Below are 26,081 nucleotides of genomic sequence, written 5' to 3'. Positions count from 1 at the left end.
CCGGCCGGCGGCCGAACGGTTGCCGACCGGCGTCACCTCGTCCGCACCGCCGTGTACACCGTCTGCGCCGCCAGGACGAACACGTCCGGCCGGTGATGCACGCTCGCCTTGTCGTCCGGGTCGAGGAGCCGGTCGAGGGTCGCGCGGTCGTCGGCGTCGAGGTGGTCGGCGAGGGCGTCACGGGTGCGGGTCAGGGAGGCGACGACGTAGGCGCGGGCGCGGTCCGTGGTCGGGGCGGGCAGGTCGAGGAGGAAGGTGCGGGTGCCGGTGGGCCGCAGGCCGGCGGCGGTGAGCAGGGCGGGCCAGTCCTCGGCCTCGGCGACGGAGCCGGGCAGGTCCGCGCGCATCGCGGCGAACCACTCCTCCTCCAGGACGTCGAGGCGCGCCTGCAGCCCGGGCCGGCCGAAGCCCAGGTCACGCGGGAGGAAACGGGCCGGGAGGCCGCCCTCCTGGAGGGCCAGTGTGCCGCCGTGCGTGAGGCGTGCGGCGAACGCGGCGAGGGCGGCTCGCTGGTCGCCCAGGTGGTGCAGGCTGCGGCTGGCCCACAACAGGTCGGCCGGGTAGTCCAAGTCGTCCAGGACACCCGGGAGTTCACCGGTGAGCGTGCCGAAACGGTCGGCGACCCCGAGCCGCTCGGCCCGGGCCCGGGCGCGCTCCAGAAGCGGCCCGGAACCGTCCACGGCGACGATCCGGGCGCCGGGGAAGGTGTCGGCGAGCAGGCAGGCGACGACGCCGGGCCCGCTGCCCGCGTCGACGATCAGCCCCGGTTCGGTCTGCCGCTTGGCCAGCCAGGCCAGGGCGTGCTCGCACAGGGGCGTGAACAGCTCCGCCTGCGCCTCCAGGAGCGGGGCCATCTCGCTCCAGTCGATGTCGGTGTGGTCGTGGTGACGGTGACCGCCGTGCCGGTCCGCGTGGTGGTTGTGCGCCATGCCAGTCAGCCTCTCCTCGGGATGGGGCCAGCGTGCGCCGACGCACCGTCGAGGGGCCACTGTCATTGCCGTAACGGCAAAAACGACTGCGCGAGAACGACTGCCCGAACACGACTGCCCGAACACGACTGCGCGGAAAGCGGTAGCGAGAAAATGGGGTGCGGGCCGGACGGCCGGTCCCCCACGATGGCCCGATGGACGACGAGATGGTGGAACGCTTCCTCGAGGACGGGTTCGTGAGGATCGAGGGCGCCTTTCCGCCACGTGTCGCCGAGCACTGCGCCCGGCTGCTGTGGCGGGAGACGGGGTACGACCCGCAGGACCCGGGCACCTGGAAGGCCCCCGTGCACTGGGTGTACGACATGGCGCAGGGCCCGTTCGCGGCCGCCGTGAACACGCCCGTCCTGCACGAGGCCTTCGACGTACTGGTGGGCGAGGACCGCTGGCAGTCCCGCTACTCGCTGGGCAGCTTCCCGCTGCGGTTCCCGCACGAGGAGGAACCGGACGACGCCGGCTGGCACATCGAGGGCAGCTATGTCCCCGAGGGCGCCGAGCACCCGCACACGAACGTGCGCTCCAAGGACCGCGCGCTGCTCATGCTCTTCCTGTTCAGCGAGGTCACCGAGGACGACGCCCCCACCCGCATCCGGGTCGGCTCGCATCTCGACGTACCGCCGGTCCTCGAGCCGTACGGCGAGTACGGCGCCTCCTTCCTGGAACTCGGCCCCAAGGTCGCCGAGGCCTCCGCACACCGCCCGCTCGCCCACGCCACCGGCCGCCCCGGCGACGTCTACATCTGCCACCCCTTCCTGGTCCACGCGGCCCAGCCCCACCACGGCACCCGCCCCCGCTTCATGGCCCAGCCGCCGCTGCACCCGACGGAGCCACTGCAACTCGAGCGCCCCGACGGCAACTACTCGGCAGTGGAGTTCGCAATCCGCCGGGGCCTGGCCCAAGAGCTCTGACCGACCCCGGCGAACTACGACGCCCTTCAGGGGCGTGGGGCTGTAGTCGATTTGCGGCTACCGCCGCGCGGGCGCGACCAGCCACACACGGCCCGCAGTCGCAGTCCCCGCGTCACGACAACGGCGGATACGCGTTCTGCATCAACTGCTGGAACTGCGCAGAGAACCAGTGCCCAGACAGCGGAGCGTTCGGCAGCGCACCGGACATGTTGTTGCCGTTGCGCGGGTTCCCCGTGTACGTCGGGTCGCACATCCGGTCGAACCCCTTGCCCTCGTCGTTCGGGATCTCCTGGCTGGCACCGTCGGACTCCCCCGGCGGCTTCATCCAGACGTACGCGTCGATCCCGGCCGCCGGACTGGCCTGCGGCCGCTCACCGAGGCCGGCGCCGGACTGGTTGCACCAGTTGCCGGTGTTGAGGCGGCGGTCGTAGCGGCCGCCGTTGACGTACGCGTCGACGTCGGTCATCGGGCCGGGACCGGCGGGCCGCGCCGAGCCGCCCCAGCCGTTCCTCGACGTGTCGATCAGCATGCCGATACCGGAGTTGAAGCCGGTCGTGACCAGCTGCCGGCGGAAGGCCTGCGCGAAGGACAGCTCGTCGACGTACCGGTTCCAGTCGACCCACTTGGACTCGCGGACCGACTTGCCGGCCACGGAGTCGTCGATGGTGAAGTTGTTCTCCTTCAGGGCGCTGTAGTTGGCCGTGTTGGTGATGAAGCCGTGCACGTCGTTCACGGTGGCGCCCTCGGAGGTGGCGGCCTCCTTCATCATGGCGGCACTGGGGGCGAAGTTGTCGTCCCAGCCGATCCAGCCGTGGTGCCCGGCGTCGATGTAGTTGTAGACGTTGGCGACGTCACCGAGCTTGTTGAGGGCGTAGCCGACGCCCTTCTGGTAGTTGCCGTTGGCCTTCATCACGTCGCACTGCGGGGTGGCCGTGGGCCGGCTGCCGGTGTTGGTGACGAGGTTCGGCAGCGAGTCGATCTCGATGGTGGTCACGATCCGCAGTGAGGCGTACTTCGGGTCGGCGAGGATCGCGGCGATCGGATCGATGTACTCGGTCTTGTAGCGGCCGATCTCCGTCGGGCCGAGTTCGCCGTTGGAGGCGAGGGCGGAGCAGTCGCGTCCCGGCAGGTTGTAGATGACCAGCTGGACGACGAGTTCGCCGGAGCCCTTCTGGGTCAGGGCCTCGTCGAGGTGGTCGCGCAGACCCATGCCGCCGTTGACGCCGTTGATCGCGGCGATCCGGTCCAGCCAGACACCGGTCGGCTGGTCGGCGATGCGGCTGCCGCCCGGTTCGGCGGCGGCCTTCGCGGACCACTCCGGGTTCACGTACACCTTGGCGCCGGAGTAGGGGTTGTCGACCTTCGGGCCGGTCGGGTCGGGGTCGGGGTCCGTGCCGCCGCCACCGCCGTCGTCGACGTTGCAGGTCACACCGTCGAGGGTGAAGGTCGCCGGGATCGCGTTGGTACCGCTGTAGGACGCCTGGAAGCCGAAGCTGACCGAACCGCCGGTCGCCAGCGTGCCGTTGTACGACTCGTTGGCCGCGGTGACGTCGGCACCGCTCTGGCTGACCTTGGCGTTCCAGCCGCCCGTGACCTTCTGGTTTCCGGCGTACGACCACTTCACCGACCAGTTCGACTTCGCGGCCCCCTGGTTGGTGACCGTCACGGCGGCGGTGAACCCGGTGTCCCACTGGTTCTGCACCTTGTAGTCCACGGTGCAGGGCACGGCGGCCGTGCCGATTCCGCCCGGATCCGCGGCGAGCGCGGTCCCCGAGGCTCCGGCGACCAGCGCCAGGGCGGCGAGCATCGCTGTTCTCGTACGACTCATGAGTGCGGTTCCTTCTTGGTTGCGGGTGCTGACGGTCCATCCGTGCAGGGCGCGCAAGAGGCAAGGAGGAGATGCCGACGACGGCTAAAAGTACTGAACGCGGGGGGTGTCGCATGAGCGACTCCTCGCGGCCCGAGCCCGTCGTGACGGACGCGTCGACTGATGGAATCGCTCCCACTGGTGTCAATGAAGCTAGCGCCAAGTGACGGTGAAGGACAGGGGAGTTACGGAGTTTTGCTCAACTGGACTCATCGAATCTTTTCGACTCTTCAAGCGCCTTGACCCCTTGCACCCCCGTCCCCACTATGGGAGCGCTCCCACTGGTTCAAGCCTTGACTTCTCCGAGCCGCAAGGAGGAACCAGCACATGCATCCCCCACGCAGACGCGGAGCCGTGCGACGGCTGTGGACGGCCGTCGTCGCGGCCATGGCGCTCCCCTTGACGATGCTGAGCACGGGATCAACGCCCGCTCGGGCAGCGGCCCTTCAGTGCAGTGTCGACTACAAGACCAATGACTGGGGCTCCGGCTTCACCGCGGACCTGACGATCACCAACCGGGGCACGGACGTCATCGACGGCTGGACCCTGACGTACGGCTACGCGGGCAACCAGAAGCTCAGCAACGGCTGGAACGGCACCTGGTCCCAGTCCGGCCAGACGGTCACCGTGAAGGACGCCGGCTACAACGGGCGGATCGCCGCCGGGGCCGCGGTCACGACCGGCGCGCAGTTCACCTACAGCGGCAGCAACGCCGCCCCCACCAACTTCGCGATCAACGGCACCAGCTGCACCGGCGCCCATCAACCCCCCATCACCGTGCTGACCAGCCCGGCGGCGGGCGCCGTCTACTCGCAGGGCGACGCGGTCCCGCTCGCGGCCACGGCCGCTGCCGCGGACAACGCCACCATCAGCAAGGTCGAGTTCTACGACGACGCCACGCTGCTCGGCACGGACACGACGGCGCCGTACTCGCTCTCCGTCTCAAGTTTGACCGTGGGCAGTCATTCGCTCCTCGCGAAGGCGTACGACAGCATGGGCGCGTCCGCGGAGTCCACGCCGGTCGGCATCACGGTCGCCTCGGGTCCCGCCGTGGTGGCCTCGCCGGCCCAACTCCCGGTCCAGCAGGGCAAGACGGCGACGTACGACGTGAAGCTGTCGACCCAGCCGTCGGCGAACGTCACCGTCACCACCGCCCGCACCAGCGGCAACTCGGGGCTGTCGGTGACCGGCGGCGCCTCGCTCACCTTCACGCCCTCGAACTGGAACACCGCCCAGAAGGTGACCATCACCGCCGCCTCCTCCGGCACCGGCTCGGCGACGTTCGAGTCGACGGCCGGCGGGCACGCGAAGGCCACCGTCACGGCGACCCAGATCGCGGCGACAAAGGCGTACGACGCCCGCTTCCTGGAGCTGTACGGCAAGATCACCAACCCGGCGAACGGCTACTTCTCGCCCGAGGGCATCCCCTACCACTCGGTCGAGACACTGATCGTCGAGGCACCGGACCACGGCCACGAGACCACCTCGGAGGCCTACAGCTACCTTCTCTGGCTGCAGGCGATGTACGGCAAGGTCACGGGCGACTGGTCCAAGTTCAACGGGGCCTGGGAAATCATGGAGAAGTACATGATCCCGACCCGCGCCGACCAGCCGACCAACTCCTTCTACAACGCCTCGAAGCCGGCGACCTATGCGCCCGAGCTGGACACGCCCAACGAGTACCCGGCGAAGCTGGACACCGGGGTCTCGGTCGGCTCGGATCCGATCGCCGGTGAACTGAAGACTGCATACGGTACGGACGATGTCTACGGTATGCACTGGCTGCAGGACGTCGACAACGTCTACGGCTACGGCAACTCGCCGGGCAAGTGCGAGGCCGGGCCGACGGACACCGGACCGTCGTACATCAACACCTTCCAGCGCGGCGCGCAGGAGTCGGTGTGGGAGACGGTGCCGCAGCCGACCTGTGACCAGTTCAAGTACGGCGGCAGGAACGGCTACCTGGACCTGTTCACCGGTGACGCCTCCTACGCCAAGCAGTGGAAGTTCACCAACGCCCCGGACGCCGACGCCCGTGCGGTGCAGGCCGCGTACTGGGCCGACAAGTGGGCCGACGAGCAGGGCAAGGGCGGCGACATCTCCGCGACCGTGGCCAAGGCCGCGAAGATGGGCGACTACCTGCGGTACGCGATGTACGACAAGTACTTCAAGAAGATCGGCAACTGTGTCGGGGCCTCCTCCTGCCCGGCCGGTACCGGCAAGGACGCCTCGATGTACCTGCTGTCCTGGTACTACGCCTGGGGCGGTGCCACCGACACCTCGGCGGGCTGGGCCTGGCGCATCGGCTCCAGCCACGCGCACGGCGGCTACCAGAACCCGATGGCCGCGTATGCGCTCAGCGCGTATGCCGATCTGAAGCCCAAGTCGGCGACGGGGCAGGCGGACTGGGCCAAGTCCCTGGAGCGGCAGATCGAGTTCTACCGCTGGCTGCAGTCCAGCGAGGGCGCGATCGCGGGCGGTGCGACCAACAGCTGGGCGGGCCGGTACGCGACGCCGCCGGCCGGCAAGTCGACCTTCTACGGCATGTACTACGACCAGCAGCCCGTCTACCACGACCCGCCGTCCAACCAGTGGTTCGGCTTCCAGGCGTGGTCGATGGAGCGGGTCGCCGAGTACTACCAGCAGACGGGGAACGCGGCGGCGAAGGCGGTCCTGGACAAGTGGGTCGACTGGGCGCTGTCCGAGACGACCGTCAACCCGGACGGCACCTTCCGGATCCCGTCGACGCTCCAGTGGTCGGGGCAGCCCGACACCTGGAACGCCTCGAGTCCGGGCGCCAACAACGGACTTCACGTCACCGTCGCCGACTACACCAACGACGTCGGTGTGGCGGCCGCGTACGCCAAGACCCTGACGTACTACGCCGACCGCTCCGGTGACACGCAGGCCGCGTCCACCGCCAAGGCACTCCTCGACGGCATGTGGGACAACCACCAGGATGCCCTGGGTATCGCCGTCCCGGAGACCCGCGCCGACTACAACCGCTTCGACGACCCGGTCTACATCCCGAGTGGCTGGACCGGCACCATGCCGAACGGTGACGCGATCAACTCGTCGTCGACCTTCGACTCGATCCGTTCGTTCTACGAGGACGATCCGGCCTGGTCGAAGATCGAGGCGTATCTCGCGGGCGGTGCGGCGCCGTCGTTCACGTATCACCGGTTCTGGGCTCAGGCGGACATCGCCCTGGCCATGGGTTCGTACGCGGAGCTTCTCGAATAGACAGCCCCGCGAGGCGCTCCGCGAAGAGGCGGTGCTTTGTCTGCGGGTCCGATGTGGCTGGTCGCGCAGTTCCCCGCGCCCCGAACACAGGGCGTTGCAGGCACCGCTCTCGACCGGAACCGCCTGAAAGGCTCCGCGTACGAGGTCCCGTCACCTGACGGCGGGACCGAAACGCCGGGCGGCCCCCTCCCGCACTGGGGGTCGCCCGGCCACTCTCACGAACCGCAGAAAGCGCTTGCCGCCCGTGGTCCCCTCCTCCCTCCCCCCACATCCCGGAAAGGAACCTCCGTGCGAAGAACCCGCATCCTCACGGCGGTGCTCGCGCTCGCCGCCGGGCTGCTCGCCGGCAGTCCGCCCGCGCTGGCCGCCGGCAGTGCGTCGAAGGACGTGTCGATCACCGCCGACACCTACACCTGGAAGAACGCCCGCATCGACGGCGGCGGCTTCGTCCCCGGCATCGTCTTCAACCGCAGCGAGAAGAACCTCGCCTACGCGCGCACCGACATCGGCGGCGCCTACCGCTGGCAGCAGTCGACGAAGACCTGGACGCCGCTGCTGGACTCGGTCGGCTGGGACGACTGGGGGCACACGGGCGTGGTGAGCCTGGCGTCCGACTCCGTGGACCCGGACAGGGTGTACGCGGCGGTAGGGACGTACACCAACGGCTGGGATCCGAAGAACGGCGCCGTGATGCGCTCCGCCGACCGGGGCGCGAGCTGGCAGAAGGCCGACCTGCCGTTCAAGCTGGGCGGCAACATGCCCGGCCGCGGCATGGGTGAGCGGCTGGCCGTGGACCCGAACCGGAACAGCGTGTTGTATCTGGGCGCGCCCAGCGGCAAGGGGCTGTGGCGGTCGACGGACTCCGGGGTGACCTGGTCTCAGGTGACGAACTTCCCCAACGTCGGCAACTACGCGCAGGATCCGAACGACACGAGCGGGTACGCCAGTGACAACCAGGGCATCGTCTGGGTCACCTTCGACGAGTCCACGGGGACGTCCGGGAACGCGACGAGGACGATCTACGTCGGGGTGGCCGACAAGGACAACGCGGTGTACCGGTCGACGGACGCGGGCGCGACCTGGTCGCGGGTCGCCGGGCAGCCGACGGGGTACCTGGCGCACAAGGGGGTCCTGGACGCAGCGAACGGGTACCTCTATCTCGCCTACAGCGACAAGGGCGGGCCGTACGACGGCGGCAAGGGCCAGTTGTGGCGGTACGCGACGGCGACCGGCACCTGGACGGACATCAGCCCGGTGGCGGAGGCCGACGCCTACTACGGATTCGCCGGTCTGACCGTCGACCGGCAGAAGCCCGGCACGGTGATGGCGACGGCGTACAGCTCCTGGTGGCCGGACACGCAGATCTTCCGCTCGACGGACAGCGGCGGCACCTGGACGAAGGCGTGGGACTACACGGCGTATCCCGACCGGGCCAACCGCTACACGATGGACGTCTCGTCCTCGCCGTGGCTGACCTGGGGCGCGAACCCGTCGCCGCCCGAGCAGACGCCCAAACTCGGCTGGATGACCGAGGCGCTGGAGATCGACCCGTTCGACTCGAACCGGATGATGTACGGGACGGGCGCGACGATCTACGGCACCGAGAACCTCACGAACTGGGACAGCGGAAGCCGGTTCACCATCAGGCCGATGGTGCAGGGCCTGGAGGAGACGGCCGTCAACGACCTCGCCTCTCCCCCGTCGGGCGCCCCGCTCCTGAGCGCCCTCGGCGACATCGGCGGTTTCCGGCACACGGACCTCACCAAGGTGCCGTCGATGATGTTCACCCAGCCGAACTTCACCACGACGACGAGCCTGGACTACGCCGAGTCCAACCCCGACACGCTCGTGCGGGTCGGCGATCTCGACTCCGGTCCGCACATCGCGTTCTCGACGGACAACGGCGCCAACTGGTTCGCGGGGACCGACCCTTCGGGTGTGAGCGGTGGCGGTACGGTCGCGGCGGCGGCGGACGGCAGCCGGTTCGTGTGGAGCCCGGCCGGTACGGGCGTGCAGTACGCGACGGGCTTCGGCAACTCCTGGTCGGCGTCGAGCGGGATACCGGCCGGGGCGATCGTGGAGTCCGACCGGGTCGACCCGAAGACCTTCTACGGCTTCAAGTCCGGCAAGTTCTACGTCAGTAGGGACGGCGGCGCAACGTTCACCGCATCCTCGGCGACCGGGCTGCCGAGCGGGGACAGCGTCCGCTTCAAGGCGCTGCCCGGGGTGAAGGGCGAGGTGTGGCTGGCGGGCGGTGCGGCGGACGGGGCGTACGGGTTGTGGCACTCCACCGACGGGGGTGCCTCCTTCACCAAGCTGTCCGCCGTCGAGCAGGCCGACACGATCGGCTTCGGCAAGGCGGCGACGGGGGCGTCGTACCAGACCCTCTACACCAGCGCGAAGATCGGCGGCGTGCGCGGCATCTTCCGCTCCACCGACAAGGGCGCGACCTGGACCCGCATCAATGACGAGGCGCACCAGTGGGGTTGGACGGGTGCGGCGATCACGGGGGATCCGCGGGTGTACGGCCGCGTCTACGTCTCGACGAACGGCCGAGGTGTGATCTACGGCGACACCTCCGACACCGGCGGCGGCACGGATCCCACCCCCACCCCGACCGGGGCCTGCACGGTGACCTACAAGATCACCAACCAGTGGTCGGGCGGCTTCCAGGCGGACGTCCAGCTCGCCAACACGGGCTCGACCGCCTGGAACGGCTGGTCACTCGGCTGGGCCTTCGCGGATGGCCAGAAGGTGACGCAGGCGTGGAACACCGAGGCCTCGCAGTCGGGTACGGCGGTGACCGCGAGGAACGTCGACTGGAACGCCAACGTGGCGGCGGGCTCGTCCGTGAGCTTCGGCTTCACGGGGAGTTGGTCGGGGTCGAACACGAAACCGACGGCGTTCAGGCTGGGGGGTCAGAACTGCACAGTGTCGTGAAGTCCGCCCGCGGGTGCCGTCAGCCGGCGGCACCCGGTCGGGGCGGGCGCCGCCGCCGTGCGTTCTCGTCGTCAGGATCCGGTGGCCGCCGCAGGAAGGGAAGCTGGTCCCCGGCGTGGTCGGGCCTGGACCAGATCCGGTACGGAGCCGGCCGGACCATCTCGAGCCGCCTGATGTCGGCCGGCTCGAAGTCGGCACTGTCGAAGCCGCTCAGCCCCATGAGGTCCACCAGCATGCGCTGGGACAGCTCCGGGTTCAGCTCTTCCGCCACGCCCTCCGCGCCCCAGCGGACGACATGCTCGGCGGCCCTGGCCAGCCCCTCGGCCGACGCACCGGGAAAGGCCAGCGCCAGTGAGGCCCGCACGATCTCGATCGCATCCTCGGAGCGCATGTTACCTCCGCCTTTCGCACACGATGCACAGCCCCACCTGAGCGGTCACCAGCAGGGTGAGGCGGGCGGTGCCCTGTGCCTGCCGAAGGCACTCATGACGGTCGAGGTCAGCGTACTGCTGCGTCGAGACCATGTCCCGGACGAAGACCTCCCAGTGGTCCTGGGCCCGGTCCCAATCATTGCGATGGGCGACCCGTACCCAGGCGTCGACGAAGTCCTGCTCGGCGATCGAACCGTGGAAGTATCTGCGCAGATCGTGGATCAGTCCGGGCGGCTTCAGCCGTTGTCCCCACGTCCGTTGCCGGAAAAGCGTCTCGGTGGAGATCGATTTGGCTCTGCTGATGCGGGTGGCGATCACGTGTCCGGCCACTCCACCGATGATGGCGGGGACGAGGAGCCAGCCGATCAGGGACGGGCCCCACAGGATGCCCACGTCGGGCGGGTCGATCAGAGTGAACGCCTTGTAGACCTCACTTGGTGAGGTGGAGCGAGCGGCGTAGATGTAGAGCAGTACCGCGCCGACGGCCATGGGAGCGCCCCAGTCGATCATCCACTGGGTGATACCTTTCAGCGCCTTCCTGGAACGCCAGACGCGCCGCAGCCGTCGGCGGGTACCGAACTTCACCGGCGCCAGCTTCAGGTCGGGCGGAATCGGGATGGGCCCGGTGAGCAATGAACTCCCCCGTAGTCATGCACTGTTGACACGCATGGCTACCCAGGCCCCCCTGGTGACCATGCGGAGGCCGATTGTGCAACAGACCACGGGGAGAAGGCCACCGATTCCCGACCATTGCCTGGGATACGTGGTTATGGTCAGCGGTGGGTGGGTGCCCGGCCATGCAGCCACCCTCGGTCACTCACGACGTGGAGACCGTCGGCCGCGGCGCCGTGGCCATCCCGTTGCCGATGAAGAAGCTCGGGTGCGGGGGCTGGTTGCACGCCGTGTTTTGCCAGGCCAGGGCCGTGCGGTACATGGTGTCGTGCAGAAGGGTCGTGGTCTTCGTGGTCGTTTCGTGCGGCGTGGAGTAGATCCGTAGCGCCGTGTTGTTCGACGTCGGCCAGATGACCTCCTCGCGCCAGTCGCCGAGGACGTGGGGGATGTGGCGGCGCCGTTCAACCTCCTGGGAGGACGGACGGATTCCGAATCCTCAGTGGTCGCCGCGCGCCGCGAAGTTGCCGTATCTTTCGGCCAGTTCGGCGGCCGTACGGGCGATCCGCTCGCGCAGTTCCGAGGGCTGAAGCACCTCGATGTCCGTGCCCAGCCGCAGGAAATCGCCGTGCGCGTGGTCGACGGATTCGATGGGGACCGTGGCCCGGATCCAGCCGTCGTCGCCGGTGCGGCCGTTCGCGGCGACGGCACGGGCGAGCGGCCCGGAGAGCGCGGCTCCCGGCGCCAGCCGCACCACCGCCTCCCCGCGGTACAGGCGGTCGTGGAAGTCCCGCTGGTACGCCGTCCAGTAGGCCGCCAGGTCGAAGGCCTCCGGGCGGGTGAACTCCTCGCGCGCCGTGACGAGTTCGAGGATCTGGTCGACGCGGAAGGTGCGCGGCCCGGGGCCGGCGACGACGTACCAGCGGCCCGCCTTGAGGACCAGACCGTACGGTTCCAGGCGGCGCTCCACGTCGGTGGGTTCGCGCCAGCGCCGGTAGACGACGTGCAGCACACGGCAGTTCCACACCGCGTCGGCGACCGCCGCAAGATGCGGGGCCTGCTCGCCGTCCGCGTACCAGCCGGGGGCGTCCAGGTGGAACCGGCCGCTGATCCGGTCGGCGTGGGCGCGCAGCTCCGCAGGGAGGGCGGCGCGGACCTTGAGCTGGGCGGCGGCGAGCACCGACCCGAGGCCCAGTTCGGCGGCGGGGCCCGGGACTCCCGCGAGGAACAGCGCCTCGGCCTCGTCGGCGGTCAGCCCCGTGAGGCGGGTGCGGTAGCCGTCCAGCAGGCGATAGCCCCCGGCGTGACCGGCGTCGCCGTACAACGGCACCCCGGCCGAGCTCAGCGCCTCCACGTCCCGGTAGACGGTGCGCACGGAGACCTCCAGCTCCTCGGCGAGCTGGGCGGCGGTCATCCGGCCCCGGGTCTGGAGGAGGAGCAGGATCGAGACGAGTCGACTGGACTTCACTGACACAGGATGTCAGGGAAGCGGTCCTAGCGTCCTGCCATGAGCTTCACCGAGAAACTGCTGACCGTTCCGCCGCCGATCGAGGTGTCCGGGCGGCACATCAAGCGCTACCACGTCACCGCCGACCCGGCGGGCATCGCGCCCGAGGTCGAGAAGGCTGCGTACGCGATCCTGCCGGAACTGCTGCCGGAGCCGGACGGCACGCCCCCGGCGACGTTCGTCGTGCTGCACCGGGGCGGGGACGACGGCGCCTATCTGAACGCCTACAGCTGGGTGTGGGACAACGTCCTGCATTTCAAGGGCGCGGCGGCGGGCCAGCCGGTGCTGGGCTGCCCGGACAACGACCCGACGCATTTCGTCACGCCCGACCTGCCGTGGATCGGCTGCGTCTGGGAACTCCCGCCGATCCAGCACGAACGGGACGCATGGGTGCGGCACCTGCTCACGCCCGAAGTCCCGGACCTCGATGCCTACTTGGCCGATTCCCTGTCCGCAGGAACCACCGGAGACCGCACATGAGCAGCCCGCACGACTTCGACTTCTTCCACGGCGAGTGGGACGTCGTCCACCGCCGCAGCACCGACTTCCTCGACCCGGACAGCGCCTGGGAGGAGTTCCCGTCGACCAGCCGCTGCCGGCCCCTGTTCGACGGGGCCGCCAACATCGACGAGATCGACATGCCGCACCTGGGCTCGAAGGGGCTGACGCTGCGGTTGTTCGACCGCGAGACCGAGCAGTGGTCGCTGAACTGGTCCTCCAGCCGCAGCGGCAAGCTGTTCCCGCCGGTGACCGGGCACTTCGACGGGGACCGCGGGGAGTTCTACGGCGAGGACACCCACGACGGCAAGGACGTACGCGTGCGGTTCGTCTGGTCGGGCATCACGGCCGGCTCCGCCCGCTGGGAGCAGGCGTTCTCCGTGGACGGCGGGGAGACCTGGGTGCCCAACTGGGTCATGGAGTTCACCCGGGCTTCCGGAACGCCCGGAGCGTGAACACCGGGTCCGGGCGGGGGCGGTCCTGGTCCGGGAGCCGCGCCAGCCGGGCGGCGAACCCGTCGGCGCGCGGGTCACCGGGCGGCAGGGTGACGAACCAGCCCCGGCGCAGGTCCGCGATCGTGCGCCGGGGGCTGCGGCCCTGACCGCGGCCCGTGAAACTGGTCTGCCCCGCCGGGACCAGGCCGTGTTCCAGGGCGTACGACTCGACGCACGCCGCCTGGTCCAGGGCCGGGCGGCGCGGGCGGGAGGCCATGACGGCGTCGATGTCACTGCCCACGTTGTGGGCGGCGGCCTTGTCGACGGTGGTGACGTAGACCCCGCCGGGCCGCAGCACGCGCGCGCACTCGCCGACGGTGGTCCGCACGTCGTCGTCCGTGCGGGCCAGGTGCAGCAGCCACACGGTGCTGACGGCGTCGAACCGGCCGGCCGGGAACGGCAGCCGGCGGCTGTCGGCGAGCACGACGGCGCCGGGCAGGCGGGCGGCGGCCTGGCGGGCCATGGCGAGGGCGAGGTCGACGCCGGTCACGCACAGGCCGTCCCGTCCTGCCGCGAGCCGTCGCGTCACGATGCCGGTGCCGCAGGCGACGTCGAGCAGGCGCCGGGTCCCGTCGGGCAGGAGGCCCAGCAACGCCTCCGCGGCGGCCGCCGCCCTGGGCTCGCCGCCGCGCGAGGCGTCGTACCGCTCCGCTTCCTTGTCGTAGTCCAGCACGCGCGTCAGTGTGCCCCGTGACCAGGGGCGAGTTCCTCGATCCTGGTCGCGAGCGCGAAGTCCCGCTCGGTCACGGCGCCCACGGTGTGGGTGTTCACGGTGAGGGAGACCGTGTTGTAGCCGAGGGTGAGGTCGGAGTGGTGGTCGAGCTCCTCCTGGACCTGCGCGATGTGCACGACCATCGCCGTGGCCGCGAAGTGCGAGGGCAGCCGGTAGGAGCGGGCGATGCGGTCGCCCTCCAGCGACCAGCCCGGCAGCTCCGCGAGCCGGTCCTCGATCTCCTTCTGCGACAGCGGTTCGAGGGGCATGGCCTCGCTCCTTCCTGCACGGAGGGTTACGGGAGGTTTCGTCCTCAGCCTGCCACAGCCGGAGTGCGGCGGCCCTGGTCAGACGGGTTCCCCGATGCTCAGCGCCGCACGCCTTCGGCCGCCAGGTCGTCGGCGAGCGCGGCGATCGGAGCCCGGCCCTCGACGCGTTCCAGCCACTCGTGCGGAAGGCCGTGGTCGCCGATGGGGGCACCTCCCGCTCGAGCGAAGCCGAGAGTGGGGGAGGGCGCCCAGCAGGTTGCCGCAGACGGAGCCGGTGGAGTCGCTGTCACCCGAGTGGTTGACGGCCAGCAGCAGGGCGTCGCGCACACCGGGGGTGACGAGCGCGCAGTACACGCCGATGGCGAGCGCCTGCTCGGCGACCCAGCCCTCCCCCAGGGACTCGACCTTCTCCGCGGTGGGCGAGCCCGGTTCGGCGAGGTCGACGGCCTCGGTGAGCGCGGCCGAGGTCTCTTCGTGCCCGGGGTGGCGTCGCAGCAGCCGCAGTGTGCGCAGGACCGCGCCCTGCAGGGAGTCACCGGCGACGAGGTGCGCCACGATCGCGGCCATCGCGCCCGCCGCGTAGTAACCGGTCGGGTGACCGTGGGTGATCTGGGCGGCGCGGGCGGCCATGGCGAACGCGGCGTCGGCGGAGTTCACCAGGCCGAAGGGCGCCGAGCGCATCACCGCTCCGCAGCCCTTGGAGTCGGGGTTGACCTCGCCGGGTCTGCCGTCGAGGGCGAGCTGCGGATCGGGGGCGTACATCTGCGCGATCCCGGACACGCAGGCGTTGCCGGGGGCGCGGCTGGGGGTGCCCCCCTCTGGGGGAGTACAGCCAGGGCTGCGTGATGAGTCCGCCCGCGGGAGCGCCGCTGTTGGGCGGTGCGGCGTGCTCCGGGCCCGGGTGGCGCTGTGTCTCCAGCCAGCGCTCGTATGCCCAGCGCACCAGGAGGGCCCAGCCACCGCCGATGCCCTTGAGCCGCTCCCGGCGGTGGGCCTGGATGAGCGCCTCGGCGGTGAAGAGCGTCATCTGCGTGTCGTCACTGATCCGGGCCACCTCGCTGTCGCCGGCGAAGAGGAGCCCCGTGATGCCGCGCCGCGCACCCGGGCGCGGTACACGGCCTCGGCCGCGAAGGACGACATCCACGGCTCGTTCACTTCACGCGCTCCTCGACTACGGTCGTCATCATGACCATTGTCCCGCCGGGCGCCGCCCTGCCTGCCGCCACCCCCGCCGACCAGGGCATCGGCCCCCTGCTGCGGGCCTGGCGCGAGCAACGGCGGGTCAGCCAGCTGGAGTTGGCGCTGCGGGCGGACTCCTCGGCGCGGCACATCAGCTTCATCGAGACGGGCCGTTCCCGCCCCAGCGAGGAGATGGTGCTGCGGCTGGCCGAGCACCTGGACGTGCCGGTGCGGGAGCGCAACGCGCTGCTGCTGGCCGCCGGCTACGCCCCCCGCTACCCGGAGACCCCGCTGGACGATCCGGCGCTGGACGCGCTGCGCGCGGGCATGGAGCAGCTCATCCAGGGCTACGAGCCGTATCCGGCGCTCGTGGTGGACGCCCTGTACAACGTGCACGCGGCCAACCGGGGCGTCCTGATGCTCCTGGACGACCTCCCCGAGCACCTCCTCGAACCCCCGCTCAACGCGATGCGCCTGACCCTGCACCCGGAGGGCCTCGCGCCGCGCATCCGCAACCTGCGCGAGTGGCGCGGGCATCTGCTCGCCCAGATGGACCGCCAGATCGCGCTGCGCCGCTCCGAACCGCTGCGCGCGCTGTACGAGGAGGTGGCCGCGTATCCGGTACCGGAGGAGCCGCCCGGCGCCGGGGAACCTGCCGAACCCGTCCCCTACTTCGCGCTGCCGATGCGGATCGAGCACGGGGGCCGCGTGCTGTCCTTCATCTCCTCCATCTCCACGTTCAACACGCCCATGGACGTGACCGTCGCCGAGCTGGCCATCGAGACGCTCCTGCCGGCCGACCCCGCGACGGTCAAGTACCTTCAGTCCCTGATGCCCTGACGGGACTTCAGCGCGGCGTACTGCAGCCCGGCGAACCCGGCGACGGTGAGCGCCTGCAGCACGGTCCACACGGCGCCGGCCGCGGTCGGCGACAGCCACACCGCGAGGGCGACCAGACTCAGCATGGCCCAGGCGAGGTTGGCCTCGATGACGGCACGCACCGGCAGCGCGGCGGGGCGGGCCCGGGAGGCGAGCAGACCGACGCCGGCCGCGTACGCCGTGAGGAACGCGCCGAGCACGAGCAGCAGGCCCGAGTCGACGCCGAGGAGGCGGCCCAGCGGGCCGGACACGACGAGATAGGCGAGCCCGTTGGCACCGGTCACCACCGCGTCCAGGGCCAGGAAGCGGCGCAGCACGGTGTGCGGGTCGGAGGTCCGGGCGAGCGCGCCGAGAGCGGTGGCGGACATGGTGAATCACCCTCCGTCGAGGTCGGGTTGCGATGGCGGACCCGGCTCCCGGGACGGAGTGCGCCGGCCCGGGATCCGGTGCCTCCACGGTCTCGTGGACGGGAGGGGCAGTCGATTACCTGCCGGGTAATGGCCAGGCTCTGAACCCCGACCTGCCACACCCGGCGTGATCACTGAGGGTGACGGACCCGCGTAGTGGCGTCAGGGGTTGACGAGGACCTTGAGGGTCTTGCGGTCGGCCATGTCCTGGTAGCCGGCCGGGACGCCGTCGAGGTCGGTGGTGGCGTCGAAGACCTTCCCGGGTTCGATCCTGCCGTCGAGGATGTCGGGCATCAGTTCCTCGATGCAGGCGCGCACGGCGGCGGGGCCTCCGGCGAGGCGGATGTTCTGGACCTGCCCCTGTCCCACCGGGCCGTTCACGACCTGACCCTCTACACGGCCGAACCGGGCAGCACCTGCGAAGAGCGCCTCAGACTTCTCGCCAGCCTGGCAGCCACCCCGGCCCGGGCGACAGAGCCTGAGCGGCTGCGCGGCGACCACCCCCACGGAACCGCGTAACAGGTCCTTAACGCCGCCCCCGTGTGCCCACTCCCGGCACATGGCACACTGCACCCCGTACTTTCGGCGCGTAGGGGAGGCGTGGCGTGAGTGAGCGGCGGCCCGCTCCCACCGTGGGCCAGGTGGTGCTCGGAAAGCGTCTGCAGGAGCTGCGGGAAGCGGCCGGACTGGGGCGCGACGAGGCCGCACGCGTGCTGCGGGTCGCTGCGGCGACCGTGCGCCGTATGGAGACGGCCGAAGTCGCGCTGAAGATCCCGTATGTGCAGGTGCTGCTGGAGACGTACGGCGTCCCGGAGAACGAGGCGGCCGCCTTCGTCGCCCTCGCCGAGGAGGCCAACCAGCCGGGTTGGTGGCAGCGGTTCCACGACGTGCTGCCGGACTGGTTCAGCCTGTATGTGAGCCTGGAGGGCGCCGCCCGCATCATCCGCTCCTACGAGCCGCACTTCGTGCCCGGTCTGCTGCAGACCGAGGACTACGCGCGTGCCGTGATGGAGGCCGGGACGATCGGGCAGACGGGGCCGGAGACCATCGAGCGGCATGTGTCCCTGCGCATGGAACGGCAGCGCCTGCTGGAACGCCCCGACCCGCCCCACCTGTGGGTGATCATGGACGAAACGGTACTGCGGCGCCCGGTGAGCGGCCACGGCCAGGTGATGCGCGACCAGTTGGACAAACTGCTGGAACTCGCCGAGCGCGACCGGGTCACCCTCCAGATCGCCGAGTTCGCCTCCGGACCGCACCCGGGCACGTACGCCCCCTTCTCCCTGTTCCGCTTCGCCGAGCCGGAGCTGCCCGACATGGTCTACACCGAGTACCTCACCGGCGCCCTGTATCTGGACTCCCGCAAGGAGGTCGCCGCGCACCTGGAGGTGCTGGACCACATGTCGACGGCCGCCGCTTCGGCCGAGCGCACCAAGAAGATCCTGCGGGAGCACCGCGACGGTTTCTGATCCGGTGTGCGGCAACCTTCCCGGCCACCGGGGACGACCTGTCCACGACGGCGGACGAGCCCCGGCCCGACCGTGTCGAGCCCCGACCAAGCCCCACGAGCCCCGAGGAGAACGCACCGCATGACCGGATCCGAGGCCGCGCCCACCCGCGTCGACACCAGCCGGCCGCACCCGGCCCGCGTCTACGACTGGTGGCTGGGCGGCAAGGACAACTACCCGGTGGACGAGGAGCTGGCCCGGCGGATCCTCGCCGTGGACGGCACGGTCCTGCGCGGGGCGCGCGCCAACCGCCGGTTCATGCACCGGGCCGTCCGCACGGTCGCCGAGGCCGGGATCCGCCAGTTCCTCGACATCGGCACGGGCATCCCCACCGAGCCCAACCTGCACCAGGTCGCGCAGGGCGTCGCCCCCGAGTCCAAGGTCGTGTACGCGGACAACGACCCGATCGTGCTGCGGCACGCCGAGGCGCTGCTGCACGGATCCGCCGAGGGCAGCACCACCTACGTGCACGCCGACGTCCGTGACATCGACACCCTGCTGGGCCGGGCCGCCGAGTCCCTGGACCTCTCCGAACCCGTCGCGCTGTCGCTGGTCGCGCTGACCCACTACCTGGGCGACGACCCCGACGGCGACGACGTGTACGGCCTGCTGAAGAAGTACGTCGCCGCGCTCGCCCCGGGCAGCTATCTGATCCTTTCCCAGGTCACCGCGGATCTCAGCCCGGAGGCCATCGAGAACGCGGCGAACCAGTTCCGGCGCAGCGGCACGCCCTTCCACCCCCGCTCGCTGGCCGGGTTCTCCCGCTTCTTCGACGGCCTCGAACTGCTCGGCCCCGGCGTCATCCCCGTCTACGGCTGGCGCCCGGAGCAGGTGGACGTGGCAGCCCAGGCGGAGGGCATCGTGCCGGTGTACGCGGGGGTCGCCCGCAAGCCCTGACCCGTACGGGTCGGTGCCGAGGTGACCCGTACGGGCGCCGTGAACGGGTGCGCTCCCGCGCGCCGCCCTAGGTTCGTGGTCAGGGCAAGCCTAGGGAGCGCCTGTGACCGACACGGAGATACCGCCCGCCCCGCCCGCCGAGCCGGGCGCGGCGCTGCTCAAGGCCGGGAGGTTCTTCCGGCCGGGTACGCCCGCGCCCGATCTGCACAGCGTCGAGCTGACCGGCGGGCGGGACGCGGACGTCTTCCACCGGGACCGCTGGAGCCACGACAAGGTCGTGAACTCCACCCACGGCGTGAACTGCACGGGCTCGTGCCGCTGGAAGGTGTACGTCAAGGACGGCATCATCACCTGGGAGTCGCAGGCGACGGACTACCCGTCGGTCGGCCCCGACCGCCCCGAGTACGAGCCCCGCGGCTGCCCGCGCGGCGCGGCCTTCTCCTGGTACACCTACTCCCCCACCCGGGTCCGCCACCCGTACGTCCGCGGCGTCCTGCTGGACATGTACCGGGAGGCGAAGGACCGTCTGCGCGACCCCGTCCTGGCCTGGGCGGACATCCAGGACGACCCCGAGCGGCGCCGGCGCTACCAGCGGGCGCGCGGCAAGGGCGGTCTGGTGCGGGCGAGTTGGGACGAGGCGGTCGAGCTGGTCGCGGCGGCCCATGTCCACACCATCAAGACGTACGGCCCCGACCGCATCGCCGGTTTCTCGCCCATCCCGGCGATGTCGATGGTGTCGCACGCGGCGGGCGCCCGCTTCCACTCCCTGATCGGCGCCCCGATGCTGTCGTTCTACGACTGGTACGCCGACCTGCCCGTGGCCTCCCCGCAGGTCTTCGGCGACCAGACCGACGTGCCGGAGTCGGGCGACTGGTGGGACGCGGCGTATCTGATGATGTGGGGCTCGAACGTCCCGGTGACCCGCACGCCCGACGCGCACGGGATGGCGGAGGCACGCTACCGGGGCCAGAAGGTGGTGGTCGTCGCCCCCGACCACGCCGACAACGCCAAGTTCGCCGACGAGTGGCTCCACCCGCACCCCGGCACGGACGGCGCGCTGGCCCTGGCGATGGGGCACGTCATCCTCAAGGAGTTCTTCGTCGACCGTGAGACACCGTTCTTCGCCGACTACGTACGGCAGTTCACGGACCTGCCCTTCCTGGTCACTCTGGAGGAGCGGGACGGCGCCCATGTCCCCGCGAAGTTCCTGCGCGCCTCGGACCTGGGGCAGCAGGGCGAGGCCGCCCGGTGGAAGACGGTCGTGCTGGACGAGGCCTCGGGACGCGCGGTCGCCCCGAACGGCTCGCTGGGCTTTCGCTGGACCGAGTCGGGCAAGGGCCGCTGGAATCTCGAACTCGGCGACATACGCCCCCGGTTGAGCCTGTACGGCAGTGAGGTCGCCGCCGGTGTCGAGGTACTGCTGCCGCGCTTCGACACCGAGGGCGGGGCGCACGGGCAGGGGCGCGGGGACGTCGTACGGCGGGGTGTGCCGGCGACGAAACTGGGCGGTGCGCGCGGGCCGCTGGTGACGACGGTCTTCGATCTGCTGCTCGCGCAGTACGGGGTGGCACGTCCGGGGCTGCCGGGCCGCTGGCCGGTGTCGTACGACGACGCCGACGCGCCCGGCACGCCGGCCTGGCAGGAGGCGCACACCTCCGTCCCGGCGGCCAAGTGCGTACGGATCGCCCGGGAGTTCGCGCGGACGGCGGAGCGGTCGAAGGGCCGCTGCATGATCCTGATGGGCGCCGGCACCAACCACTGGTTCCACTCCGAGACGATCTACCGCGCCTTCCTCGCCCTGCTCCAGCTCACCGGCTGCCAGGGCCGCAACGGCGGCGGCTGGGCGCACTACGTGGGTCAGGAGAAGTGCCGTCCGGTGACCGGCTGGGCGACGCTGGCGGCCGCGTCGGACTGGTCGCGGCCGTCGCGCCAGATGATCGGCACGGCGTACTGGTTCCTCAACACCGACCAGTGGCGTTACGACCGCTTCACGGCCGACGTGCTCGCCTCGCCGCTCGGTGCGGGGCGGTTCCGGGGGATGACGGGCGCGGACTGCCTCGCGCTGTCGGCGCGTCTCGGGTGGATGCCGTCGTACCCGACCTTCGACCGCAATCCGCTGGAGCTCGGCGACACCTTCGGCGATCCGGTGGCGCGGGTGGTGGCCGAACTGCGCGCGGGCACCTTGAAGTTCGCCTGCGAGGACCCGGACGCGCCGGAGAACTGGCCGCGGGTGCTGACGCTGTGGCGGGCCAACCTGCTGGGCTCTTCGGCGAAGGGCGCCGAGTACTTCACGCGTCATCTGCTGGGCACGCACTCGTCCCTGCGAGCCGAGGAAGCCCCCGAGGGCGTACGGCCACGCGAGGTGACCTGGCGCGAGGAAGCCCCCGAGGGCAAGCTCGACCTGCTGCTGTCGCTGGACTTCCGGCAGACGTCGTCCACGCTGCTGTCGGACGTCGTGCTGCCCGCCGCGACCTGGTACGAGAAGCACGACCTGTCCAGCACGGACATGCACCCCTACGTGCACTCCTTCACCCCGGCCGTCGATCCGCCGTGGCAGGCGCGCACCGACTTCGACACGTTCAAGGCGCTGGCCGAGCGGCTCAGCGAACTCGCCGTCGACCACCTCGGCGTACGCAAGGACCTGGTGGCGACTCCGCTCCAGCACGACACCCCGGACGAGACGGCCCAGCCGGGCGGCGTCGTACTGGACTGGAGGCGCGGGCAGTGCGATCCGGTGCCCGGCAGGACCATGCCGAACCTGACCGTCGTGGAGCGGGACTACACGGCGATCGGCGCCCGGTTCGCCTCGCTCGGGCCGCTGGTGGAGGAACTCGGGCTGCCCGCCAAGGGCATCACCCTGAGGCCCGAGGAGGAGGTCGAGGATCTTCGGCATCTGAACGGCGTGACGCCCGACGGCCGGCCCTGCCTCGACACGGCCGTGAAGGCGGCGAACACCATCCTCGCCCTCTCCGGAACCACCAACGGGCGCCTCGCCACCCAGGGCTTCCGCACGCTTCAGGCCCGCACCGGGCAGGAGATGGCGCACCTGGCGGCCGAGCACGAGGGCAAGCGGATCACGTACGCGGACACGCAGGCCGCACCCGTGCCGGTGATCACCTCGCCGGAGTGGTCGGGCAGCGAGTCGGGCGGGCGGCGCTACACCGCCTTCACCCTCAACACCGAGCACCTCAAGCCCTGGCACACCCTCACCGGCCGTCAGCACTTCTTCCTGGACCACGACTGGATCCATGAGCTGGGCGAGGCACTCCCCGTCTACCGGCCGCCGCTGGACATGCACAAGCTCTTCGGCGAACCGCGCCTCGGACCGGACGGGCAGCGGGAGGTGACGGTCCGTTGCCTCACCCCGCACAACAAGTGGTCCATCCACTCCGAGTACCAGGACAACCTGTTCATGCTGGCCCTCTCCCGAGGCGGCCAGAACATCTGGATGTCCCCGCAGGACGCGGATGTGATCGGCGTGGTCGACAACGACTGGGTGGAGGCGGTCAACCGCAACGGCGTGGTCGTCGCCCGGGCCGTCGTCTCGCACCGTATGCCGCAGGGCACGGTCTACCTGCACCACGCGCAGGAACGCACGGTCGCCGTCCCCAAGGCGGAGACCACCGGCCGGCGCGGCGGCATCCACAACTCGCTGACCCGGCTGATCCTCAAGCCGTCCCATCTCGTCGGCGGCTACGCCCAGTTGTCCTGGGCGTTCAACTACCTGGGCCCGACGGGCAACCAGCGCGACGAGGTCACGGTGATCCGCCGCCGCAGCCAGGAGGTCGAGTACTGATGCGTCCGATGGCCCAGATCGCGATGGTGATGAACCTCGACAAGTGCATCGGCTGCCACACCTGCTCGGTCACCTGCAAGCAGGCGTGGACCAACCGGCGCGGCATGGAGTACGTCTGGTTCAACAACGTCGAGACCCGCCCAGGCCAGGGCTATCCGCGCCGCTACGAGGACCAGGAGCGGTGGCGCGGCGGCTGGGAGCTCAACCGGCGCGGCGCGCTGAAGCTGAAGGCGGGCGGGCGGCTGCGCAAGCTCGCCGGGATCTTCTCCAACCCCGAACTCCCGCAGATCAAGGACTACTACGAGCCCTGGACGTACGACTACAAGAACCTCACCGACGCACCCCTCGGTGACGACTTCCCGGTCGCGGAGCCGATATCGCAGCTCGACGGCAAACCGATGAAGATCGAGTGGTCGGCGAACTGGGACGACAACCTCGCCGGTGCCCCCGCCCACGGTGACTCGGACCCGATGGTCGAGCGTGCTCGCCAGCAGGCCTCGGACAAGGTGCGGTTCGAGTTCGAGCAGTCCTTCATGTTCTATCTGCCGCGCATCTGCGAGCACTGCCTCAACCCGTCCTGCGTGGCCTCCTGCCCGTCCGGGGCGATGTACAAGCGGGCGGAGGACGGCATCGTCCTCGTCGACCAGGACCGGTGCCGGGGCTGGCGGATGTGCGTGACGGGATGCCCGTACAAGAAGGTGTACTTCAACCATCACACCGGCAAGGCCGAGAAGTGCACGATGTGCTATCCGCGGATCGAGGTCGGACTGCCGACGGTCTGCTCGGAGACGTGCGTGGGGCGGCTGCGCTACCTCGGGGTGATGCTGTACGACGCCGACAAGGTGGCGGCGGCCGCCTCCGTGCGGGACGAACGAGCGCTGTACGAGGCGCAGTTGGACGTCTTCCTGGACCCCGAGGACTCCCGGGTGCGGGTGGCCTGCGAGGAGGCGGGAATCCCGTACGACTGGCTGGAGGCGGCCCGCCGCTCCCCCGTGCAGGCGCTGATCAGCAGGTACCGGGTGGCGCTGCCGCTGCATCCGGAGTACCGGACGATGCCGATGGTCTGGTACATCCCGCCGCTCTCCCCGGTGGTGGACGCGCTGACGGAGACCGGCCACGACGGTGAGGACGCGGGGAACCTGTTCGGCGCCATCGACAGCCTGCGCATTCCGCTGGAGTACCTGGCGGAGCTGTTCACGGCAGGCGACCTCGGCCCGGTCCGGTCAGCGCTGGAGAAGCTCGCGGCGATGCGCTCCCACATGCGGGCGCTCAACCTCGGGGAGGAGCCGGACCCCTCGGTGCCGGCCGCCGTCGGCATGGGCACCTACGAGATCGAGCAGATGTACCGGCTGCTGGCGATCGCCAAGTACGAGGACCGGTATGTGATTCCGACGGCCGCCATCGGCGACGCCCGGCGCCTTGAGGAGTCGGCGCTGCCGCAGGGGTGCAGCCTCGACTTCGACGGCGGGCCCGGGATGGGCGGGGACGGCCCCTTCGGCCACGACGGCCCCTTCGGGCAGGACTCGGGCCGCAAGCTGCTGCCGCTGGTGCCGGTGGAGAACTTCCACATCCTGCGCGGACGGCAGCCCGCCGACGACGGCGACCCGGCCGCCGTGACCCACACATCCGACGCCGAGGAGGCGTGATGCCGTCCTTCGAGGTGCTCTACCAGGCGGCCGCGCTCTGCCTGACCTACCCGGACGACGACTTCCGCGCGCGCCTGCCGCTCCTGCGCGAAGCCGCCCCGCAGCTGAGGGCGTTCACCGACCACGCCGCGGTCACACCCCCGCGTGAGCTGGCCGCGCACTACGTCGAGGTCTTCGACTTCGAGGACCGCCACAGCCTGTACCTGAGCTGGTGGCACGACGGGGACACCCGGCGGCGCGGGATGTCGCTGGTCCGCTTCAAGGAGCTCTACCGCGCGCACGGCCTGGAGTTCACCGGCGACGAGCTGCCCGACTTCCTGCCCGCGGTCCTGGAGTTCGCGGCCCGCACCGGCAACACCGACCTGCTGCTGGAACACCGGGACACCCTGGAGCGACTGCGCTCCCGGCTCACCGACTTCGGAACTCCTTACGCGTCCGTCCTGGACGCCGTATGCGTCACGCTGCCGACCGCACACCCGGGGGTGCGCTCATGACCACACTGCTCTGGGGCGTCCTGCCGTACGTCACGTTCGCCCTGCTCGTCGTCGGTCTCTTCTGGCGCCACCGCTACGACAGGTTCGGCTGGACCACGCGCTCGTCGCAGGTCCACGAGTCGAGACTCCTCAACATTGCCTCGCCCGCCTTCCACTACGGCATCCTGTTCGTGCTGGCCGGCCATGTCGTCGGCCTCTTCGTGCCCGAGTCGTGGACGGACGCGGTCGGCGTGAGCGAGCACACCTACCACCTGTTCTCCCTCTACGGCGGTACGGCGGCGGGGCTGCTCACGGTCGCCGGAATCGCGCTGCTGGTCTACCGTCGCCGCACCAACGCCCCGGTGTTCCGCGCGACGACCGTCAACGACAAGATCATGTACGTCGTCCTGCTCGCGGCGATCGTGATGGGCATGGCCGCCAAGCTGGCCCACACCTCCGGCGACGGCTACGACTACCGCCGGTCGATCGCTCCCTGGGCCCGCAGCCTGTTCACCCTGCGACCCGACATCGACCTGATGGCGGGCGTGCCGGTGCTGTACGGGATCCACGCGGTGATCGGCATGGTGCTGATCGCGCTCGTGCCGTACACCCGGCTGGGGCACATGTTCAGCGCGCCCGTGCAGTATCTGTTCCGGCCGTACGTGGTGTACCGCAGCCGCGACCTCGAACAGCTGGGGCCGCGGCCGGAGCGGCGGGGCTGGGAGAAGGCCGGGTCCTAGGTCGTGTCCGCAAAGTCCCGCCTGCCCCGCGACGCCTGGCACGCACTCTCGCCGCACCGGGCGAAAGCCCACGTACAACCAGTACGAGGGCT

Annotated in this window: 21 protein-coding genes and 2 pseudogenes; 12 read left to right on the top strand and 11 right to left on the bottom strand. The window is 70.5% G+C overall.

From position 1 onward, the window contains the following. Positions 1–32 precede the first annotated feature (32 nt). Positions 33–929 (bottom strand): class I SAM-dependent methyltransferase, encoded by an 897-nt coding sequence (locus tag ACIBAG_RS18765; RefSeq protein ID WP_399106393.1) that lies wholly within the window; start codon positions 927–929, stop codon positions 33–35. 194 nt (positions 930–1,123) lie between these two features. Between ACIBAG_RS18765 and ACIBAG_RS18760 the strand changes: the two genes are divergently transcribed. Beyond that, complete coding sequence (locus ACIBAG_RS18760) at positions 1,124–1,894, top strand: phytanoyl-CoA dioxygenase family protein (protein WP_399106391.1); 771 nt, start codon at positions 1,124–1,126, stop codon at positions 1,892–1,894. Between the two features lie 112 nt (positions 1,895–2,006). On the opposite strand, the gene ACIBAG_RS18755 is transcribed toward ACIBAG_RS18760, so the two are convergent. Then, on the bottom strand, positions 2,007–3,722 hold the full coding sequence (locus ACIBAG_RS18755) for a glycoside hydrolase family 6 protein (RefSeq protein WP_399106389.1): 1,716 nt from the start codon (positions 3,720–3,722) through the stop codon (positions 2,007–2,009). Between the two features lie 366 nt (positions 3,723–4,088). On the opposite strand from ACIBAG_RS18755, the gene ACIBAG_RS18750 reads away from it, so the two are divergent. Both ACIBAG_RS18750 and ACIBAG_RS18745 read left to right on the top strand, forming a co-directional pair. After that, on the top strand, positions 4,089–7,004 hold the full coding sequence (locus tag ACIBAG_RS18750) for a glycoside hydrolase family 48 protein (RefSeq protein ID WP_399106387.1): 2,916 nt from the start codon (positions 4,089–4,091) through the stop codon (positions 7,002–7,004). A gap of 288 nt (positions 7,005–7,292) precedes the next feature. Next, a complete protein-coding gene (locus ACIBAG_RS18745) occupies positions 7,293–9,944 on the top strand; it encodes a cellulose binding domain-containing protein (RefSeq protein ID WP_399106385.1) in 2,652 nt (883 codons plus the stop codon). Between the two features lie 19 nt (positions 9,945–9,963). Here ACIBAG_RS18745 and ACIBAG_RS18740 read toward each other — a convergent pair whose 3' ends face one another. The 4 genes and pseudogenes from ACIBAG_RS18740 to ACIBAG_RS18725 all read right to left on the bottom strand — a co-directional run bounded on the left by ACIBAG_RS18740 (position 9,964) and on the right by ACIBAG_RS18725 (position 12,452). After that, positions 9,964–10,335: a hypothetical protein gene (locus ACIBAG_RS18740; protein ID WP_399106383.1), complete on the bottom strand. Its 372-nt coding sequence runs from the start codon at positions 10,333–10,335 to the stop codon at positions 9,964–9,966. A gap of 1 nt (position 10,336) precedes the next feature. After that, the gene (locus ACIBAG_RS18735) at positions 10,337–11,008 is read right to left on the bottom strand and encodes a DUF6313 family protein (RefSeq protein WP_399106381.1); all 672 of its coding nucleotides are present in this window, start codon (positions 11,006–11,008) and stop codon (positions 10,337–10,339) included. Between the two features lie 184 nt (positions 11,009–11,192). Further along, positions 11,193–11,426 (bottom strand): annotated as a pseudogene (locus ACIBAG_RS18730) (rhamnogalacturonan lyase); the annotation flags it as partial. 57 nt (positions 11,427–11,483) lie between these two features. Beyond that, the gene (locus tag ACIBAG_RS18725; protein ID WP_399106379.1) at positions 11,484–12,452 is read right to left on the bottom strand and encodes a helix-turn-helix transcriptional regulator; all 969 of its coding nucleotides are present in this window, start codon (positions 12,450–12,452) and stop codon (positions 11,484–11,486) included. Between the two features lie 39 nt (positions 12,453–12,491). Between ACIBAG_RS18725 and ACIBAG_RS18720 the strand changes: the two genes are divergently transcribed. Further along, positions 12,492–12,971, top strand: a complete 480-nt coding sequence (locus tag ACIBAG_RS18720) for a hypothetical protein (protein WP_399106377.1) — start codon at positions 12,492–12,494, stop codon at positions 12,969–12,971. After that, positions 12,968–13,444 carry a hypothetical protein gene (locus tag ACIBAG_RS18715; protein ID WP_399106375.1) on the top strand — a complete coding sequence of 159 codons (477 nt, stop codon included), beginning with the start codon at positions 12,968–12,970 and terminating at the stop codon, positions 13,442–13,444. The genes ACIBAG_RS18720 and ACIBAG_RS18715 overlap by 4 nt, the downstream gene beginning before the upstream one ends. On the opposite strand, the gene ACIBAG_RS18710 is transcribed toward ACIBAG_RS18715, so the two are convergent. The 3 genes and pseudogenes from ACIBAG_RS18710 to ACIBAG_RS18700 form a co-directional block, all read right to left on the bottom strand. Further along, positions 13,413–14,156 (bottom strand): class I SAM-dependent methyltransferase, encoded by a 744-nt coding sequence (locus ACIBAG_RS18710; protein WP_399106373.1) that lies wholly within the window; start codon positions 14,154–14,156, stop codon positions 13,413–13,415. The two genes, ACIBAG_RS18715 and ACIBAG_RS18710, sit on opposite strands and share 32 nt — an antisense overlap. Before the next feature lie 5 nt (positions 14,157–14,161). Then, entirely contained in the window at positions 14,162–14,464 is a 303-nt protein-coding gene (locus ACIBAG_RS18705) for a 4a-hydroxytetrahydrobiopterin dehydratase (protein WP_399106371.1), read from the bottom strand. Between the two features lie 98 nt (positions 14,465–14,562). Then, a pseudogene (locus ACIBAG_RS18700) lies at positions 14,563–15,608 on the bottom strand (ADP-ribosylglycohydrolase family protein). A 41-nt stretch (positions 15,609–15,649) separates the two neighbouring features. On the opposite strand from ACIBAG_RS18700, the gene ACIBAG_RS18695 reads away from it, so the two are divergent. After that, positions 15,650–16,483, top strand: coding sequence for a helix-turn-helix domain-containing protein (locus tag ACIBAG_RS18695; protein ID WP_399106369.1), 834 nt, complete (start codon positions 15,650–15,652; stop codon positions 16,481–16,483). Here ACIBAG_RS18695 and ACIBAG_RS18690 read toward each other — a convergent pair. After that, complete coding sequence (locus ACIBAG_RS18690; protein ID WP_399106367.1) at positions 16,465–16,890, bottom strand: hypothetical protein; 426 nt, start codon at positions 16,888–16,890, stop codon at positions 16,465–16,467. The genes ACIBAG_RS18695 and ACIBAG_RS18690 overlap by 19 nt on opposite strands. 201 nt (positions 16,891–17,091) lie before the next feature. Then, positions 17,092–17,310 (bottom strand): hypothetical protein, encoded by a 219-nt coding sequence (locus ACIBAG_RS18685; RefSeq protein WP_399106365.1) that lies wholly within the window; start codon positions 17,308–17,310, stop codon positions 17,092–17,094. Positions 17,311–17,534: 224 nt separating this feature from the next. On the opposite strand from ACIBAG_RS18685, the gene ACIBAG_RS18680 reads away from it, so the two are divergent. The 6 genes from ACIBAG_RS18680 to narI all read left to right on the top strand — a co-directional run bounded on the left by ACIBAG_RS18680 (position 17,535) and on the right by narI (position 25,989). Beyond that, positions 17,535–18,398, top strand: coding sequence for a helix-turn-helix domain-containing protein (locus ACIBAG_RS18680; protein ID WP_399106363.1), 864 nt, complete (start codon positions 17,535–17,537; stop codon positions 18,396–18,398). A 120-nt stretch (positions 18,399–18,518) separates the two neighbouring features. After that, positions 18,519–19,334 (top strand): SAM-dependent methyltransferase, encoded by an 816-nt coding sequence (locus ACIBAG_RS18675; protein ID WP_399106361.1) that lies wholly within the window; start codon positions 18,519–18,521, stop codon positions 19,332–19,334. A 103-nt stretch (positions 19,335–19,437) separates the two neighbouring features. Continuing rightward, positions 19,438–23,130, top strand: coding sequence for a nitrate reductase subunit alpha (locus ACIBAG_RS18670; protein ID WP_399106359.1), 3,693 nt, complete (start codon positions 19,438–19,440; stop codon positions 23,128–23,130). After that, complete coding sequence (gene narH / locus ACIBAG_RS18665; protein ID WP_399106357.1) at positions 23,130–24,776, top strand: nitrate reductase subunit beta; 1,647 nt, start codon at positions 23,130–23,132, stop codon at positions 24,774–24,776. Before ACIBAG_RS18670 ends, narH begins: the two co-directional genes overlap by 1 nt. Next, complete coding sequence (narJ, locus tag ACIBAG_RS18660) at positions 24,776–25,270, top strand: nitrate reductase molybdenum cofactor assembly chaperone (RefSeq protein WP_399106355.1); 495 nt, start codon at positions 24,776–24,778, stop codon at positions 25,268–25,270. Before narH ends, narJ begins: the two co-directional genes overlap by 1 nt. Continuing rightward, a complete protein-coding gene (narI, locus tag ACIBAG_RS18655) occupies positions 25,267–25,989 on the top strand; it encodes a respiratory nitrate reductase subunit gamma (RefSeq protein ID WP_399106353.1) in 723 nt (240 codons plus the stop codon). Before narJ ends, narI begins: the two co-directional genes overlap by 4 nt. Positions 25,990–26,081 lie beyond the last annotated feature (92 nt).

The sequence above is a fragment of the Streptomyces sp. NPDC051243 genome (assembly GCF_044455405.1).
In the GTDB taxonomy this organism is placed as follows: Bacteria; Actinomycetota; Actinomycetes; order Streptomycetales; family Streptomycetaceae; genus Streptomyces.
Note: the sequence above shows the minus strand (reverse complement) of the source record. Positions and strands in the feature narration are given on the sequence as shown.

Excerpts from the sequence above, each read along its gene's own strand:
- ACIBAG_RS18765 (WP_399106393.1), bottom strand. The coding sequence starts at position 929 with ATGGCGCACAACCACCACGCGGACCGGCACGGCGGTCACCGTCACCAC.
- ACIBAG_RS18760 (WP_399106391.1), top strand. The coding sequence starts at position 1,124 with ATGGACGACGAGATGGTGGAACGCTTCCTCGAGGACGGGTTCGTGAGG.
- ACIBAG_RS18755 (WP_399106389.1), bottom strand. The coding sequence starts at position 3,722 with ATGAGTCGTACGAGAACAGCGATGCTCGCCGCCCTGGCGCTGGTCGCC.
- ACIBAG_RS18750 (WP_399106387.1), top strand. The coding sequence starts at position 4,089 with ATGCATCCCCCACGCAGACGCGGAGCCGTGCGACGGCTGTGGACGGCC.
- ACIBAG_RS18740 (WP_399106383.1), bottom strand. The coding sequence starts at position 10,335 with ATGCGCTCCGAGGATGCGATCGAGATCGTGCGGGCCTCACTGGCGCTG.
- ACIBAG_RS18720 (WP_399106377.1), top strand. The coding sequence starts at position 12,492 with ATGAGCTTCACCGAGAAACTGCTGACCGTTCCGCCGCCGATCGAGGTG.
- ACIBAG_RS18715 (WP_399106375.1), top strand. The coding sequence starts at position 12,968 with ATGAGCAGCCCGCACGACTTCGACTTCTTCCACGGCGAGTGGGACGTC.
- ACIBAG_RS18705 (WP_399106371.1), bottom strand. The coding sequence starts at position 14,464 with ATGCCCCTCGAACCGCTGTCGCAGAAGGAGATCGAGGACCGGCTCGCG.
- ACIBAG_RS18695 (WP_399106369.1), top strand. The coding sequence starts at position 15,650 with ATGACCATTGTCCCGCCGGGCGCCGCCCTGCCTGCCGCCACCCCCGCC.
- ACIBAG_RS18690 (WP_399106367.1), bottom strand. The coding sequence starts at position 16,890 with ATGTCCGCCACCGCTCTCGGCGCGCTCGCCCGGACCTCCGACCCGCAC.
- ACIBAG_RS18675 (WP_399106361.1), top strand. The coding sequence starts at position 18,519 with ATGACCGGATCCGAGGCCGCGCCCACCCGCGTCGACACCAGCCGGCCG.
- narH (WP_399106357.1), top strand. The coding sequence starts at position 23,130 with ATGCGTCCGATGGCCCAGATCGCGATGGTGATGAACCTCGACAAGTGC.
- narJ (WP_399106355.1), top strand. The coding sequence starts at position 24,776 with ATGCCGTCCTTCGAGGTGCTCTACCAGGCGGCCGCGCTCTGCCTGACC.
- narI (WP_399106353.1), top strand. The coding sequence starts at position 25,267 with ATGACCACACTGCTCTGGGGCGTCCTGCCGTACGTCACGTTCGCCCTG.